This is a genomic window from Aliidiomarina soli (assembly GCF_003986975.1).
Lineage (GTDB): Bacteria > Pseudomonadota > Gammaproteobacteria > Enterobacterales > Alteromonadaceae > Aliidiomarina > Aliidiomarina soli.
Genome location: NZ_PIPO01000006.1, coordinates 236,325 through 253,083, shown reverse-complemented (window position 1 = coordinate 253,083; position 16,759 = coordinate 236,325). Strand labels below are relative to the sequence as shown.

Below are 16,759 nucleotides of genomic sequence, written 5' to 3'. Positions count from 1 at the left end.
TCAAACCTGCCAGTTGAGAACGCCTTTTGCTACCAAACATATACCCATATCCATTGGTCAAATTCAAAGCAGAAAGTATAAAAGAGCATCATTCGTTCTCAATATCTCAGGTGAGATAGCTAAACAAGCAAAGGTTACTGTAAGTACACTACAATTAAACTCACTCCAAACTCGCTAAATGTGTATCCAAGATGTGTCATTCCTGAAACTTTTAGCAAGCGTTTCAAGCCGAATATCAGCACAGTGAAAGCACGTAAAGCTCGCCAGCCAAACGTGTACTATTTGCTAACGTAAACAGGCCGCGCGTTTTTACTTATTTTTCCAGAAAAGCCTGCTCTACAACAAAATCCCCCTGCCGCCGCGACGTGGCCTTCTGAAACCCCCGTTCGGTCAATAACCTCATGCAATCTTCAAGCATATGGTCGTTGCCACATAGCATTAGTCGGTCATGCTCAGGGTTTAATGCCGGCATATTAAGTTGCTCTGTCAGGGTATTGGTTTCAATTAAGTGAGTAATGCGGCGTTGGTGCACCTCAGTACGAAAGGGCTCACGCGTAACCGTTGGGTAATAGAGCAGCTTGTCGCGGACCCAGTCACCAAAGAACTCATTGCCAGGCAGTTCATCGCAAATTGTTTGCTGGTAGGCTAACTCGGTTATGAAACGTGCGCCGTGAACAAGAATAACCTTGTCAAACCGCTCATAAATATCGGGATCTTTAATAATACTCATGAAAGGCGCTAACCCGGTCCCCGTCGCAAGCAAATACAAGTGCTTGCCGGGAACCAAATGGCCAGGAACCAGGCTCCCCGTGGGACGAGTCGACAGAAGGATCTCATCATCAACCTGCAAGTGTTGCAGTCTGGATGTCAGCGCTCCACCCGGTACTTTCACACTCAAAAATTCCAGTTCACTTTCATAGTTTGCACTTGCGATGCTGTATGCCCGCAGCAGTGGCTTACCCTCAACGCGTAAACCAATCAACACAAACTGCCCGTTCTCAAAGGTAAAGGTTGGCCGCCGGGTCGTCTTAAAACTAAATAATGTGTCGCTCCAGTGATGAACCTGAGTCACCCGCTCAGAAACTAAATTGCGCATAAACACGTCCCTTCTGCCACCTAACAAATCTACCTGGATGATGCATCCGCACCAGCTGCTCACTATGCGCCTTCTGACCGGTATTCGCGAGCTATAAGCACGGCAAAGCCAGGCCGGATTACGCTGGGCTTAACTGGAAGCCCAAAGTGAGATTAGGCGAGGTTAACATGAGTGACACCAGCAACCCTAGATCAGCGCCTGGGGATTCGGTGCGTGAAGAGTGAAGAGTGAAGAGCGACGAAAACGTGGGAGGCTAGTGACTAAAGAAAAAAAGCGCGACTTTTACAAGTCGCGCTTTTAGAAGACCTGATTATCTTTTGATACTAACCTTAGGCAGCTATTGCTTTTGGATTGCTACCATATTTATTGTCTTCGGGTTTGCTGTCCTGAACTAAAAATATAAGCAGTACGATCGCACCGATTAACGGAATGAATGCGATTAAAATCCACCAACCTGACCGTCCTGTGTCATGCAGTCTCCGCACCAGAACAGCCAGACTTGGAATAAATATTGCGAGTGCATACACACCGCTGAGTAACCCTAGCCCAGTTTCCGCATTGAAAGTACCTATGCCAGCATCAATAAAGCCAAGAATAATGCTTACAATTAAGTTGAAAAGTACAAACATCCAGTATTCTTTGCGGCGTGCCCGCCCCTGAAATACTGCATACTGTTGTAGCACTTTTAAATACCAGTTCATATAGTTTCCTTATTGTGTGTGATGTACCTGATAAAATTTAATTAGCTCTTGATTTAATAACCATAAAAACATAAGCCGTCTGCGCCGCAGCTGCACTGTCCAGCTCATTCGGATCAAAGTTAAGTTGATTAGCATAGGCGGTTTGTAATTGCTCAACCGGTTCCTGCGAGTCTTCGAATGAAGTACCATCCGCCCATGTTGTTCTTATTTGAACATTATCAATTTGAAACGTCTGATCTCGATTTATCGTAAACTGGAAAATTTGTAAATTTGAATCAATATCCAGGTGGTCAGCGTCTTCTAACTCATTTTCTGGCAATAAGCTCTTTGTGCGGGAAATAAACTGATCGATCTTATGTTGACAGGAAAACTGAACAACTTGCACACCATTATCGGTCTCAAATTCTTCCCACTCTCTTCTTTCACAGCTTTTCCAGCTATCCAGAGCTTCGCCAACGGTAATAGTCCCATTGAAATCCATGGTTCCGTTTTTCACAAAATCTGTATCACTCACGCAACCAGTTAAAGCCAAAATAATAGGCGCGCCGAAGAGCAACTTCTTCATACTCTATCTCCATTAGTTATTGATTCATCCTATGCGAAGTCATGACCGCGCATACAATGACATTTGCTTTCTTGCAGGATATTTGAACGACGAGTACAGAGGGGGTGTGAGTCAATGGAAGTAGTGCTGTGAATTGACACGGTAAATCCCTTTACGTTCTTTTTACATCCCTGAGTAGACCGTATCAATGTTCTCGATTTTCATCAAGCAATTAGTGATCAACGCTTTAACTCGAACAGACAAATCAAGTCCTGGCGCACTTAACCGCGGTCTTGTAAGGAAAGAAACGCAATGAGATGAGGCCAAAAACCTTACTATGTAACACGTTATATATAACAGAGGAATCAAACGATATGGTGCCTAGGGTCGGACTCGAACCGACACGGGTTTAACCCCGGCGGATTTTGAATCCGCTGCGTCTACCAATTTCGCCACCCAGGCTTAGGAGGGCTGCCCGACTGCGCTAAAAGTGCCGTCAAAGCGAGAGGCATTATACCCGCGCACTGAGTTGAATCAAGGGGAATTTCACAGAAATTTCATGTTATCATGCGTCCCCGTTCAAGTTTTAAACATGAGACTCGGTTATGTCCGCAAACCCCGACCACACCGTCTTTCCCCGCGCCGGATTTTTCCGTCGCGTTGGCGCATGGGTATACGATCTTCTGGCGATTACCGCTATCCTGATGCTTGCTTCCGGGCTCGCGCTGGCTTTTGTTGCTATATTGGTTGCCAGCAACCTGGTAACACTTCCGGCCGACACCGACCATGCCAGCGTTCTGGAAGGCAATCTGCTGTTTCAGGCTTATCTGATAGCTGTGGTGTTTTGGTTTTTTGCCGGGTTCTGGGTTCGCGGCGGTCAAACCATTGGCATGCGCGCCTGGCGAATGAAGGTACAGAATACCGATGGTTCCGGCATTAGCTGGAAGCAAGCAACCATTCGGCTGCTATTAGCAGCGTTCGGTTTAAGCAATATCGGCGTGTTATTTTCGCGGGAGAAGCTGGGCTGGCATGACCGGGTCGCAGGCTGTGAGGTCATCGAATTAAGCGCCGAAGCCAATAAATTACGCAACTGGCGGCGCCTTAAATAACCAACAACCTAAGTAACATATATAACTAACATATAGACAAAAAACGCCTGCTAGTCAGGCGTTTTTTTGTCGGCTAAACCCGTTGTCGGTGCAATATATAGATTGCCGCACTGGCGAATAAAAGGCTCGGTAACACCGCCCCTAACGCTGGCGGCAGATTATAGACCTGGGAAACCGGCCCAAACACTTCGTTCGACATATGAAAGACGAAACCAGTAATGACCCCTAACAGAATCCTTGCGCCCATGGTTACCGAGCGCAGTGGGCCGAAAATAAAAGACAAGGCCACCAATAACATCACCGCGACAGTCAGAGGCGCCAGCGTTTTGCGCCATAACGCCAACTCATAGCGACTGGCATCCTGGTTATTGCTGTGCAGATAATTGACATACCCACGCAATCCCCGGATAGGCAAGGCTTCTGGGTTAACCGTTAACACCCCAAGCTTGTCCGGGGTCAGGCCTGAGCGCCAGACCCAACTCGCCAGCCGGTAATTGTCAATCGCATCTTCCTGCATTTCGGTATAGCGCACATTGCGTACCCGCCAGCCGTCATCAGCATACTGAGCACTTTCACCACGAATGACCCGTTCCAGTTTGCGTTGTTCTGAAAACTGGTAAATCGTCACGTCCAGCAGCAATCCCGTGTCCTGCACTTCACCAATATTGATAAACTGGCTGCCGTCCCGTGCCCACTGCCCTTGCGGGCCGCTGATCAGGCTACCGCCCGATATCGCCTGGGCACGCAACTGACGCGCCTTACTTTCCATCTGCGGCGCCACCCACTCGCCAATTGCGGTAATCGCCAGCATCATAATAATCGCCGACTTCATCACTGAGCCAACAATATCAAGCCGCGATCGGCCAGCCGCCATCATAACCACCAGCTCACTGTTACTGGCCAGCATGCCCATCCCAATTAAGCCCCCCAGCAGTGTTGCCATGGGGAAAAATTGCTCCACATCACGCGGTACGCTAAGGAATACAAACGCCAGCACGTCCATCATGTCGTAACTGCCGCGGCCAATACTACGCACCTGCTCAACAAAGCGGATCAAACCGCTTAGCCCAGCCAGTACCGCCAGGCTAAGGGCTGTGGTGGTTAACACGGTTTTACCGATGTAACGGTCTAGAATACTGAACATCAGCTACGCCCCCTGATTCTGGCCACCACTTTCTGCCCCGCGGAACGCCCTTTAAATACCAGTAAGAATCCAAACACGGCCAGCGCCACATGGATCCACCACAAGCCAATCACGGGTGAAAACGCACCATCACCCAGTGCCCGTTTAGCAGCCATGAGTACCAGGAAATACCCCAGGTAAATTAACAATGCAGGCCCCATGCGGGCGAATTTCCCCTGCCGCGGATTAACCCGCGATAGTGGCACCGCAATCAGAGTAAGCAGGGGCATCGCCAGTGGAATGGCAATGCGCCACTGCAACTCGGCTTGTGCCTGGTAATCGTCGCGACCGGCCAGCTCAAAAGTAGGAATCGCTTCTAAACGTCGCCGCTCCTGATCCACTTCCTGCTCGCGGATTTGCATTTGATAGCGGTCAAACTGCATCACCTGATGATCGAGATCGATCACATGTTGTGAATAACGCCGTCCGTTTTCCAGTACCAGAGTCTGGGCCCCGGCACCGTCCGAATTGACCGTGCCCGTTTCAGCCATGACCACACTCGCCCGTTCACCGCGCAGCTCTGCACGTTCCGGCAACTGGGCGACGAAAACCCCGCTCAGAGTGCCATCCGATTCCTGACGTTCAACAAAAATGACCGCGTTCTGACTCGCCGCCTGCTGAAAGCGTCCGGTCTGAACCGCGCTCAGTCCGGCTTCCATCCGCGCCCGTTCTGCAATCTCATACTCCTGACTCAGCGCCCATGGCCCGAGCCATAAGGTAAGCACCGCGGTCATACATGCCAACGCAGACGAGAGCACCAGGGTGACCCGGGTGACGTACCATTCGCTGACGCCGCAGGCATGTAACACCGCCATTTCATTGTCGGCATAGATACGCCCATGAGCCATCAAAATGCCCAAAAACAGGCTAATTGGCAGGATCAGCGCCGCTAACGCAGGCAACTGCAATCCCAGCACCTGGAGAATGAGTCCGGCTGGTATACTGCCTTCTGAAGCATCAGCCAGCACAGAAACAAACTGCTGGCTTAGAAAAATAACCATCAGCACGGTAAAAACAGCGAGCTGGGCTTTGAATGTTTCGCGAGTTAAGTAACGAAAAATGCGCACGTAATAGTTCTCTTAACCTTGCTTTTCACTGGAAATAAGCGAGTATTTAGGTAAACTTGTCGTTTTCATAAGAATAGCCCTGCAAGCCAATATTCAGCATAGGCTCGCGTCATGAGTTCGACCCATGGATTCGACGTATAATGCCATGCTTGTTTGGAATTCACCAGAAATGGGAGTCACCATGGAATTTAATGTAAAAAGCGGCAGTCCCGAAAAACAGCGTTCAGCCTGTATTGTAGTCGGCGTTTTTGAGCCGCGCCGTTTATCTCCCGCTGCCGAGCAACTGGACACCGTCAGCGACGGCTATATCAGCAACCTGTTACGCCGTGGCGATCTTGAAGGCAAAGCCGGACAAATGCTGCTGTTGCACAATGTGCCTAATATCCTTAGTGAGCGCGTACTTCTGGTTGGTTGTGGCAAAGAACGCGAGCTCGATGAGCGTCAGTATAAGCAAATCATCAGCAAAACCATCGCCAACCTCAATGAAACCGGCTCGATGGAAGCCATCTGCTTCCTCAGCGAGCTGCATGTCAAAGGCCGTGATACCTACTGGAAAGTACGTCAGGCGGTTGAAGCCGCCCACAGCAGCCTGTACACCTTTAACCAGCTTAAGACCAAAAAAGAAGAGCCTCGTCGTCCGTTGCGCAAGCTGGTCTTCAACGTCCCAACCCGCCGCGAGCTCAACCTTGGCGAACGGGCTATCAATCATGGCCTGGCCGTATCCAAAGGGGTTCACCTGTGCCGCGACGCCGGTAATATGCCACCGAATATCTGCAATCCGGTCTGGCTTGCAGAACAGGCAGAGAACGTAGCGGAAAATTACGACAATCTGCGTGTTGAGCGGGTTGAACGCGAACAAATGGCTGAACTTGGCATGAACGCCTATCTCGCCGTGTCGGAAGGCTCTGCCAATCCACCCGTGATGACCCTGATGCATTACCAGGGCGCTAGCGATGACAAAGCCCCTATCGTATTAGTCGGAAAAGGGCTGACCTTTGATTCCGGTGGTATCTCAATCAAACCGTCTGAAGCGATGGATGAAATGAAATACGACATGGGTGGTGCCGCCGGTGTCCTTGGCACCATGCAGGCACTGGCTGAACTGCAGTTGCCTATTAATGTCATCGGTGTTCTTGCCGGCTGTGAAAACATGCCTGACGGCAAAGCCTATCGCCCCGGCGACGTGCTCACCACCATGTCAGGGCAGACCGTAGAAGTTCTCAACACCGACGCCGAAGGGCGCCTGGTACTGTGCGATGCACTGACCTATGTTGAGCGCTTTAATCCAGAGTCCGTCGTCGACCTGGCAACCCTGACCGGAGCCTGTGTTATAGCTCTCGGTGCCCACGCCAGTGCAGTCCTCAGTAGCCATAACCCGCTCGCTCATGAACTGATCAATGCCGGTGAACAAAGCAGTGACCGCGCCTGGCGCTTACCCTTGTGGGATGAGTATCAGGACATGCTCGACAGTCCGTTTGCCGACATGACCAACTTAGGCGGCCGTCCGGCGGGTACCATTACCGCCGCCTGTTTCCTCTCGCGCTTTACCAAGAAATACCAGTGGGCGCATATGGATATCGCCGGTACCGCCTGGCAAGGCGGCAAAAACAAAGGCTCAACCGGTCGCCCGGTTCCTCTGTTAACTCAGTTCCTGCTCAGCCGTGCTGGTGCCGAGGCTGGCGAATAACATGGCTCACGCGCGCTTTTACCTGCTTGACAGCATCGGCGACGACAACCTGTTACCTTTCGTCTGTCAGCAGGTTAGCGACGCGTTCCGGCAGGGCCGTCGGGTGCTAATAATGGCAAGCGACAAAAACCAGGCCGAGGCTATCGACGAGTTGCTCTGGCAACTACCGGCGCAGGCCTTTGTTCCTCATAATTTAACCGGTGAAGGCCCGCCCTCAGGCTGTCCGGTCGAGGTCAGCTGGCCGGCTGCTAGTCAGGGCAAACCCTGGCCATTGCTGATTAACCTCAGCCAGCAAGTACCCTCTGTCGCGCAACGCGCCCAGCAGGTCATAGATTTTGTTCCTCAGGACGATTCGGCGCGTGCCCTCGCCCGCGAACGCTATAAGCAATATCGTCAGTTTGGCATCGCTCTGCATACCGAGCAGGCCACCCTGACCGCCAACGATTAATTGAAGGATATTATGGATAAGACGTACTCTCCGCACGCCATTGAGCAGTCCATGTATGACACCTGGGAACAGGCGGGTTACTTTAAACCCAGTGGGCAAGGCCAGTCCTACAGCATTATGATCCCACCGCCGAACGTAACCGGCTCCCTGCACATGGGGCATGCATTCCAGCACACCATCATGGACACCCTGACCCGTTATAAGCGGATGGATGGCAACAACACCTTATGGCAGGTTGGCAGTGACCACGCCGGTATCGCTACGCAGATGGTGGTCGAGCGCAAACTGGCGGCCGAAGGCGGCCCGACCCGGCACCAATTAGGCCGCGACGCCTTTATCGATAAAATCTGGGAATGGAAAGAAGAGTCCGGTGGCACTATCACCCAGCAAATGCGTCGTTTAGGCGACTCAGTCGACTGGGAACGCGAACGTTTTACCATGGACGAAGGCCTCTCCACAGCGGTGCAGGAGGTCTTTGTTCGCTTATTTGAAGATGATCTGATTTACCGTGGCAAACGCCTGGTCAACTGGGATCCCAAGCTGAAGACCGCTATTTCAGATCTTGAAGTTGAAAACATCGACGCTGACGGCAGCCTGTGGCATTTACGCTACCCGTTAGCCGACGGCGCCACCACAGCCGAAGGTGCTGACTACCTGATCGTTGCCACCACCCGCCCTGAAACCATGCTCGGTGATGTTTGCGTTGCGGTTCATCCGGACGACGAGCGATACCAACACCTGCACGGCAAGTACATCACGCTGCCATTAGTCGGCCGTCGTATTCCGATCATCGCCGATGACTATGTCGACCCTGAATTTGGTACCGGTTGCGTGAAAATCACCCCGGCCCATGACTTCAACGACTATGAAGTGGGTAAAAAGCACGGCATGCCACTGATCAATGTACTCAATGACGATGCCCAGTTGCTGGCTGCTGCAGAAATCTACAGCAGCAACGGCGAACCACTGACTGATGCTGACACCAGCCTGCCGGGTGAGTACGCTGGTCTTGACCGCTTCGTGGCGCGTAAAGCCATCGTTGAGGCATTCGAAAGCAAAGGCTTGCTGGAGAAAATCGAAAAACATACCAACAAGGTTCCTATGGGTGATCGTTCCGGCGTGGTGATCGAACCCTACCTGACCGATCAATGGTACGTCCGCGTTGCCCCACTGGCCAAAGAAGCCACCTCAGCGGTTGAAGACGGTCGTATCGAGTTCGTGCCAAAGCAGTATGAAAATATGTACTTTGCCTGGATGCGTGACATTCAGGACTGGTGTATCTCGCGCCAGCTATGGTGGGGCCACCGTATCCCCGCCTGGTACGACGAAGACGGTAAGGTCTATGTCGGCCGCGACGAGGCTGAAGTACGCCAGAAGCACAGTCTGAGCGACAGCGTGGTGCTGAAACAGGACGACGATGTTCTGGATACCTGGTTCTCTTCCGCCTTGTGGACTTTCTCTACTCTGGGCTGGCCAGAAAACACTGAGGATCTGAAGACCTTCCACCCGACCGACGTTCTGGTCACTGGTTTTGACATCATTTTCTTCTGGGTCGCGCGCATGATCATGATGACCATGCATTTCCTCAAAGACGAGCAGGGTCAGCCGCAGGTACCATTCAAAAAAGTCTATGTGACCGGGCTGATACGTGACGACGAAGGCAATAAGATGTCCAAGTCGAAAGGCAACGTGCTTGATCCACTGGACATGATCGACGGCATCAGCGCCGATGAGCTGGTACAGAAACGCACCGCCAACATGATGCAGGGCAAACTGGCAGATAAAATAGCCAAACGCACACGCAAAGAATTCCCTGAAGGCATTACCGCCCACGGCACCGATGCGCTGCGCTTTACCCTCACCGCACTGGCTTCAACCGGGCGTGATATTAACTGGGACATGAAGCGTCTCGAAGGCTACCGTAATTTCTGCAACAAACTGTGGAACGCCAGCCGCTATGTACTGATGAACACCGAAGAGCATGACTGCGGTGTGCATGCCGCTGACGCCGATCTTGAGCTGTCACTGGCCGACCATTGGATTATCGAGCGCACTAACAAAACGGTCGCGGATTTTCGCAAAGCACTGGACACCTATCGTTTTGATCAGGCCGCCAGTATTGCCTATGAGTTCACCTGGAACCAGTTCTGTGACTGGTACCTGGAGCTGACCAAGCCAGTGCTCTTTAACGGCACCGAAGCCCAGCAACGCGGCACCCGTCGCACTCTGGTGCAAACCTTAGAGAAGCTGCTGCGGATGCTGCATCCAATCACACCTTACATCACCGAAGCCATCTGGCAACGTGTCGCTGTGGTCGCAGGCATCGACACCAGTGCCCGCCAAAGCATCATGGTAGAGCCATTCCCGATGGTTGAAGCAGAACGCTTCCCGCAGGCAATGGCTGATCTGGAGTGGCTTAAGCTGGTCATCGAAGGCATTCGTAACGTGCGCGGTGAAATGGATATCTCACCGAACAAAGCATTGCCGTTGCTGATTAAGCATGCCGATGACACCGCCAGCCGTCGTTTGAATGACAACGCGAGCTTCTTGAAAGCGCTGGCAAAACTGGAAAGTATTGAGTTCCTCGGTGCCGGCGACGAAGGCCCGGCCTCAGCAACTGCGCTGGTCGGCAAACTGGAGTTGCATATTCCTATGGCTGGCCTGATTGACAAGGACGCCGAACTGGCGCGCCTAGATAAAGCCATTGATAAAGCACAAGGCGAGATCAAACGAGTTGAAGGCAAGCTCAACAACGACAACTTTGTCAGCAAAGCACCGCCTGCGGTGATTGATAAAGAGCGAGCCAAACTGACTGAGCAACAGGAAACGCTAACCACGCTGGAGCAGCAGCGGGCGAAAATCGCCGCCATGTAAGCGGCGCCAACCCTGTCCGTAGCCACCACGGTGGCAGGCACAAAAAAAGCCTGAAGCAATCAAAGCTTCAGGCTTTTTTATTCGACTTAAACTCGAACGCTGAAAATCACCGCTAGTGCATCACCGGCTCGTCATCGTCTTCGTATTCGTCACCATCCAGCTCAGGCAAATAGGTGCCCCAGCCATCGTACTCAAGGTCAAACTTTACCACCAGGCTGAAAATTAAATCGGTTTGCTGGTTAATTTCGTCCTGTTGCAGCACGCTTTCTGTCATCACATCACAACAATAGCCAGTGCTGCCATCTTCCATTTCCACTTCGTCGGCATCTTCGACTTCGAAGCCCTTCTTAGCCAGCTCAACCACGGCCTTTTCCAGCTTATCAAAATCCACGCCGAATAAATGATGCTCAATCAAATGTGGCTCATCCATATCAGCGCCCACTTCTTTCAATTCAGCCAGGGTTTCACGGGTAAACGCTCGACAGGACTGTTCACTGTCCAGTACGTCGTAGTCGGGTTCGGCCATGGGGCACTCCTATTTTTTTCGCGGAAGGTTGTTATCCAGTGACGCCACTTCAGCGTCCAGTTCGGCTATTTTAGCACTCATTTGCTCATGCGCGGTCTGCATTAACGCACGCGCGCCTTCTTTTTTTAGGTGAGCTGTTTCTATCGGCGGTAAAAACTCGAGAATCACAGTGCCATTGTGCCAGCGATTAAGGTTCACCTGATTATGAGTGGTCGACATACACACCGGCACCACCGGTACCTTCGCCTGCAGTGCAGTATGAAATGCACCGGTTTTAAACGGCAGTAAACCACGACCATAGTTACGGGTGCCTTCAGGAAACATCCACACCGACAGCTTGCGCTGACGAATAGCCGCTGCAGCGGTGCCTATAGTGCCATGGGCGCGCCCTTTGTTTTTACGGTCAATCAGGATATTACCGGATAGCCAGTAAAGCTGGCCAAAGAATGGGATCCATTTCAGGCTTTTCTTGCCAATGGTTACCGTGCCCGGTAACAACGAACGGCTCATGGTAAAAATATCATAGCTGTTCTGATGGTTGGCAATGAAAACAAAAGGCCCCTGCTCTTGCAGGCCTTCTGGGGTGCGAATAATAAGTCGCAAGCCAAATAAACGGTGCATGCGGCCAAAAACATGCGAAACAAATGCAGTGTTATTGCGGTGAAAAGGTCGCAAAATGCAGAACAAACAACCCAGTACACCCACTACTACAAAAAATACGGCCAGAATTAAAAGTCGAACTACGGCTAACATGAAACCTTCTCAAGTCGCGAAAAGGGCACAGTATACACCTGTACGCTGAAAAAAACTGCCTTCAGCGTACAGGTGTGACCTTTTTATTCCACTACACCTTCATCCGGCTCGTTGTCCGCCTGGATCGACTTATCACCCGCTGGTATTTCAGCAAATAAGGCATCCACTCGTTGCAGACCGCGAGGCAGTTTATTGCCCCGGCGTCCCCGTTCGCCTTCGTAGTGTTCCAGGTCGCTGGCTTTGAGCAATAATTTGCGCTTGCCAGCCATCACCGTCAGCCCTGCGCCCTGCGGCAGTATGGTCATGGCACACACATACTCTTCACGCATTTTCGCCCGGGTAGAGGGGATACTGAGCATTTTATTGCCCTTGCCTTTACTCAGTTGCGGCATCTCACTGAGCGGGAATACCAGCAGACGGCCTTCATTGGACACAATGGCCACCCGGTCGTGCTCAATGGTATGCACCGGCACTGGCGCCAGAACCTTGGCAGCACTCGGCAGGCTAAGCAGCGCCTTGCCGTTTTTGACCCGGCTCTGCATATCACTGAACTTAGTCACAAAGCCGTAGCCCGCATCCGAACCGACCAGATAACACTGCTCGTTAGCACCCATCAGGACCCGCTCAATCGACTCACCACTGACCAGCGAGAAGCGCCCGGTCACCGGTTCGCCATGGGTCCGCGCTGACGGCAAGGTGTGTGCTTCACAGGCAAAACTGCGCCCGGAAGAATCAATAAAGACCACAGGCTGGTTGCTGCGCCCTTTCGCACTGGCAAGAAACTCATCGCCTGACTTATAAGCCAGCGCTGCACCATCAACGTCATGGCCTTTTGCCGCCCGCACCCAGCCTTTCTTCGACAGAACCACCGTCACTGGCTCTGAAGGCGCCAGTTCACGCTCACTGAATGCCTTGGCTTCACCACGTTCAACCAGTGGTGAGCGGCGCGCATCGCCATATTTCTCGGCATCAGCCTGCAGTTCTTTTTTCACCAGCGTTTTTAAACGACGCTCGGACCCTAACAACTTAGCCAGATGCTCGCGCTCTTTTGCCAGTTCGTCCTGCTCACCACGTAGCTTATGCTCTTCGAGCTTTGCCAGGTGGCGTAATTTCAGTTCCAGAATCGCTTCGGCCTGAGTATCCGTTAGCTTAAAGCGCTCCATCAACACAGGTTTAGGCTTGTCTTCGCTGCGGATAATCTCAATCACTTCGTCAATGTTCAGAAACGCAATCAGCAAACCTTCAAGAATATGCAGCCGCGCTTCCACTTTATCCAGGCGATATTGCAAGCGCCGGGTAACCGTCTGAATACGGTACTGCAGCCACTCACCTAAGATAGTGACAAGCGGCTTAACCTGTGGCCGGCCATCCAGGCCGAGCATATTAAGGTTAACCCGATAACTTTTTTCCAGATCGGTGGTCGCAAACAAATGCGCCATCAGCTGGTCGGTGTCGACTCGGTTCGAACGCGGCACAACCACCAGCCGGGTTGGGTTTTCATGGTCTGACTCGTCACGTAAGTCTGCTACCAGTGGCAGTTTTTTCGCCTGCATCTGCCCCGCAATCTGCTCCAGAATACGTGCACCTGAAGCCTGATGCGGCAGCGCATCGATGACAATTTCACCGTCTTCCATTTTGTAGCGCGCGCGCATCCGGACCGACCCTTTACCAGTACGGTAAATCTGGGCAAGGTCTTTGCGCGGTGTAATCACTTCCGCGTCGGTGGGGTAGTCAGGCCCGTGCACGTGCTCCATTACTTCATCCAGATCAGCCGTTGGCTTATCCAGTAACAGCGAGCAGGCACTGGCCAGTTCGCGGGCATTGTGCGGCGGAATATCCGTCGCCATGCCGACCGCGATGCCAGTTATCCCGTTCAACAGAATATGTGGCAAACGGGCTGGCAACACCTTAGGTTCATTCATGGTACCGTCAAAGTTCGGTACCCAGTCCGATGTGCCCTGCCCCAGTTCAGACAATAAAACTTCACTGAAGCGTGACAAACGGGATTCGGTATAACGCATCGCCGCGAACGACTTAGGGTCATCCGGTGAGCCCCAGTTACCCTGGCCATCGACCAGCGGGTAGCGATAGGAAAACGGCTGCGCCATCAACACCATGGCTTCATAACAGGCGGAATCACCGTGGGGATGAAACTTACCCAATACGTCACCGACGGTACGCGCCGATTTTTTATACTTGGCCAATGCCGACAGGCCCAGCTCAGACATGGCGTAGATAATACGCCGCTGGACCGGCTTCAGACCGTCGCCAATATGTGGCAACGCCCGATCCATAATCACGTACATCGAATAATTCAGGTAGGCATCTTCAGTAAAGCGATGCAGTTCCATTTGTTCTGTGCTTTCAACCATAGTACTCATTGTTTAGGCAAGCTCCACCAGGTTTCCTTTTGACTCCAGCCAGGTTTTGCGATCACCTGAACGTTTCTTCGCCAACAACATGTCCATCAGCGCATCGGTCTGTTCGTTATCTGTCACCGTCAACTGCACCAGGCGCCGGGTATTCGGGTCCATGGTGGTTTCACGTAACTGCAGCGGGTTCATCTCACCGAGACCTTTGAAGCGCTGCACGTTGACTTTACCGCGCTTTTTCTCCGCTTCAATTCGATCCAAAATGCCTTGTTTTTCACTTTCATCCAGTGCGTAGAACACCTCTTTGCCGACATCCACACGGTACAGCGGTGGCATCGCCACATAGACATGGCCCGCTTCCACCAGCGGTCTGAAGTGGCGCACAAAGAGCGCACAGAGCAAGGTCGCAATGTGCAACCCATCAGAGTCCGCATCGGCGAGGATACAAATTTTACCGTAGCGCAGTTTGGTCAAATCAGCGGCGCCCGGGTCGACCCCTAAGGCCACCGAAATATCATGAATTTCCTGCGACGCCAGCACCTGATCCGGGTCTACCTCCCAGGCATTGAGGATCTTTCCGCGCAGCGGCATCACCGCCTGGAAATCACGGTCCCGTGCCTGCTTGGTGGAACCACCCGCCGAGTCACCCTCGACCAGAAAGAGTTCGCCGCGCATGGTGTCCGAGGTCGAGCAGTCGGTTAATTTTCCCGGCAAGGCAGGTCCTGAGGTCACTCGTTTGCGCACTACTTTTTTGCTCGCGCGCATGCGCCGCTGGGCATTGTTAATACAAAGCTCGGCAATCTGTTCGGCTAAATCTGTGTGTTCGTTGAGCCACAGGCTAAAGGCATCTTTTACCACGCCACTCACGAACGCAGAGGTCTGGCGGGAAGACAGGCGCTCTTTGGTTTGTCCGGAGAACTGCGGGTCAGCCATTTTTATCGACAGAATAAAGCTGCAGCGCTCCCAGATGTCCTCCGGCGTCAGCTTGACCCCGCGCGGTAACAGGTTACGAAACTCGCAGAATTCACGCAGTGCTTCGAGCATCCCCTGGCGTAAGCCGTTTACATGGGTACCGCCTTGAGCGGTCGGGATCAGGTTGACGTAGCTCTCATGCAGACCTTCGCCGCCCTCAGGCAACCAGGTCACCGCCCATTCAGCCGCCTCTTCGCGAGCACTAAAAGTACCGATAAAAGGTTCTTGCGGTAAACGTTCAAAGCCATCCACCGCTTCGCATAAATAATCCTGCAAACCGCCTTCATACAGCCAGTTTTCTTCCAGGCTCTGGTTATGGTCAATAAAGGTAATTGCCAGCCCCGGACACAATACTGCCTTGGCGCGCAACTGATACATCAGGGTGCGCACCGAAAATTTAGGCGAATCAAAATATTTTACATCAGGCCAGAAGCGCAGCGTGGTTCCACTATTACGTTTACCCACGGTACCGGTCACTTCCAGCTCGCTGACCTTGTCGCCGTTCTCGAACGCCATCTGATAAACCTGGCCATCGCGCTTAACGGTCACTTCAACCCGCAACGACAACGCATTCACCACCGAGATCCCGACACCGTGCAGACCACCGGAAAACTGATAGTTTTTGTTGGAAAACTTACCACCAGCATGCAGCTTGGTCATGATCAGCTCGACCCCGGGTAAACCTTCTTCCGGGTGCACATCGACCGGCATTCCGCGTCCGTCGTCAATGACTTCCAGCGACTGGTCGGTATGCAGAATGACTTTAATTGATCGCGCATGGCCGGCAAGCGCCTCATCCACACTGTTGTCTATTACTTCCTGCGCCAGATGGTTAGGCCGCGAGGTGTCGGTGTACATGCCCGGGCGACGTCGCACAGGCTCAAGGCCGTTGAGGACCTCAATGGCATCTGCTTTATAATCTGTCATTAGTATTGTTTACCTGAGTTATCTTTTTACCTGAAACTCGAAAGTTGTGCCGCTCGTAGAGATAGCTACATCATGCCAGTGTCCGCGGTGAAAACAAAGCCGTAACCAGTCTGCCAGAAAATGATTAATCTGCCGTTTCTCATCGCGCTGGTGCATCTGCGGATTTGGCTGTTCATAAGTCGCTGCAAAACGCTCCAGGCCCTGGCTGGAAATCATCTCCGCCAGTTGCATGTCATGATACAGCCGCACCACAAAACTGGACTTAAGGTAGTCCGCCGCCGCACTCTGCTGTTCAACCTTAATGTCGGTTGTGTAAGGCGCGGCGGTTAATATGGTAACGCTAAAGTTAAGCCCTTCGCCCAACGTCAGCTGCCGCACGTCGCCCTGCTGATACTCGTCCGCCAACAAACCACAGGCCGCCGCATAATTGCGTTCGGCCAAACTTTGCAGCTCACGTAAATCAGGGACGTAGCGCTTCTTATTCATACTACTCCTGGGTT

At 52.3% G+C, this 16,759-nt stretch carries 14 protein-coding genes and 1 tRNA gene; 4 read left to right on the top strand and 11 right to left on the bottom strand.

Annotated elements, in window-relative coordinates; translation table 11 throughout:
• Positions 1 to 313 precede the first annotated feature (313 nt).
• The 4 genes from CWE14_RS13540 to CWE14_RS13525 all read right to left on the bottom strand — a co-directional run bounded on the left by CWE14_RS13540 (position 314) and on the right by CWE14_RS13525 (position 2,803).
• On the bottom strand, positions 314 to 1,096 hold the full coding sequence (locus tag CWE14_RS13540; protein WP_126799871.1) for a ferredoxin--NADP reductase: 783 nt from the start codon (positions 1,094 to 1,096) through the stop codon (positions 314 to 316).
• A 329-nt stretch (positions 1,097 to 1,425) separates the two neighbouring features.
• The gene (locus CWE14_RS13535) at positions 1,426 to 1,797 is read right to left on the bottom strand and encodes a DUF805 domain-containing protein (RefSeq protein ID WP_126799870.1); all 372 of its coding nucleotides are present in this window, start codon (positions 1,795 to 1,797) and stop codon (positions 1,426 to 1,428) included.
• Positions 1,798 to 1,834: 37 nt separating this feature from the next.
• Positions 1,835 to 2,362, bottom strand: coding sequence for a hypothetical protein (locus tag CWE14_RS13530; RefSeq protein WP_126799869.1), 528 nt, complete (start codon positions 2,360 to 2,362; stop codon positions 1,835 to 1,837).
• Between the two features lie 354 nt (positions 2,363 to 2,716).
• Positions 2,717 to 2,803 (bottom strand) — tRNA-Leu (locus CWE14_RS13525).
• Between the two features lie 143 nt (positions 2,804 to 2,946).
• Between CWE14_RS13525 and CWE14_RS13520 the strand changes: the two genes are divergently transcribed.
• A complete protein-coding gene (locus tag CWE14_RS13520; RefSeq protein ID WP_126799868.1) occupies positions 2,947 to 3,450 on the top strand; it encodes an RDD family protein in 504 nt (167 codons plus the stop codon).
• Between the two features lie 73 nt (positions 3,451 to 3,523).
• Here CWE14_RS13520 and lptG read toward each other — a convergent pair whose 3' ends face one another.
• Positions 3,524 to 4,594, bottom strand: a complete 1,071-nt coding sequence (gene lptG / locus CWE14_RS13515; RefSeq protein ID WP_126799867.1) for an LPS export ABC transporter permease LptG — start codon at positions 4,592 to 4,594, stop codon at positions 3,524 to 3,526.
• Positions 4,594 to 5,700 carry an LPS export ABC transporter permease LptF gene (gene lptF / locus CWE14_RS13510; RefSeq protein WP_126799866.1) on the bottom strand — a complete coding sequence of 369 codons (1,107 nt, stop codon included), beginning with the start codon at positions 5,698 to 5,700 and terminating at the stop codon, positions 4,594 to 4,596. Before lptF ends, lptG begins: the two co-directional genes overlap by 1 nt.
• A 181-nt stretch (positions 5,701 to 5,881) precedes the next feature.
• On the opposite strand from lptF, the gene pepA reads away from it, so the two are divergent.
• Genes pepA through CWE14_RS13495 form a run of 3 tightly spaced genes read left to right on the top strand, consistent with a single transcriptional unit; the run spans position 5,882 to position 10,709 of the window.
• A complete protein-coding gene (gene pepA, locus CWE14_RS13505; protein WP_126799865.1) occupies positions 5,882 to 7,387 on the top strand; it encodes a leucyl aminopeptidase in 1,506 nt (501 codons plus the stop codon).
• 1 nt (position 7,388) lies between these two features.
• Complete coding sequence (locus CWE14_RS13500; RefSeq protein WP_126799864.1) at positions 7,389 to 7,835, top strand: DNA polymerase III subunit chi; 447 nt, start codon at positions 7,389 to 7,391, stop codon at positions 7,833 to 7,835.
• Between the two features lie 12 nt (positions 7,836 to 7,847).
• On the top strand, positions 7,848 to 10,709 hold the full coding sequence (locus CWE14_RS13495) for a valine--tRNA ligase (protein WP_126799863.1): 2,862 nt from the start codon (positions 7,848 to 7,850) through the stop codon (positions 10,707 to 10,709).
• Between the two features lie 112 nt (positions 10,710 to 10,821).
• On the opposite strand, the gene rraB is transcribed toward CWE14_RS13495, so the two are convergent.
• The 5 genes from rraB to CWE14_RS13470 all read right to left on the bottom strand — a co-directional run bounded on the left by rraB (position 10,822) and on the right by CWE14_RS13470 (position 16,745).
• Positions 10,822 to 11,235, bottom strand: coding sequence for a ribonuclease E inhibitor RraB (rraB, locus tag CWE14_RS13490; RefSeq protein ID WP_126799862.1), 414 nt, complete (start codon positions 11,233 to 11,235; stop codon positions 10,822 to 10,824).
• A 9-nt stretch (positions 11,236 to 11,244) separates the two neighbouring features.
• On the bottom strand, positions 11,245 to 11,988 hold the full coding sequence (locus CWE14_RS13485; protein WP_126799861.1) for a 1-acylglycerol-3-phosphate O-acyltransferase: 744 nt from the start codon (positions 11,986 to 11,988) through the stop codon (positions 11,245 to 11,247).
• A gap of 83 nt (positions 11,989 to 12,071) precedes the next feature.
• A complete protein-coding gene (gene parC / locus CWE14_RS13480) occupies positions 12,072 to 14,369 on the bottom strand; it encodes a DNA topoisomerase IV subunit A (RefSeq protein ID WP_126799860.1) in 2,298 nt (765 codons plus the stop codon).
• Between the two features lie 3 nt (positions 14,370 to 14,372).
• The gene (gene parE, locus CWE14_RS13475) at positions 14,373 to 16,259 is read right to left on the bottom strand and encodes a DNA topoisomerase IV subunit B (protein ID WP_126799859.1); all 1,887 of its coding nucleotides are present in this window, start codon (positions 16,257 to 16,259) and stop codon (positions 14,373 to 14,375) included.
• Positions 16,260 to 16,277: 18 nt separating this feature from the next.
• Positions 16,278 to 16,745, bottom strand: coding sequence for a DUF1249 domain-containing protein (locus CWE14_RS13470; protein WP_157981832.1), 468 nt, complete (start codon positions 16,743 to 16,745; stop codon positions 16,278 to 16,280).
• Positions 16,746 to 16,759: the final 14 nt, after the last annotated feature.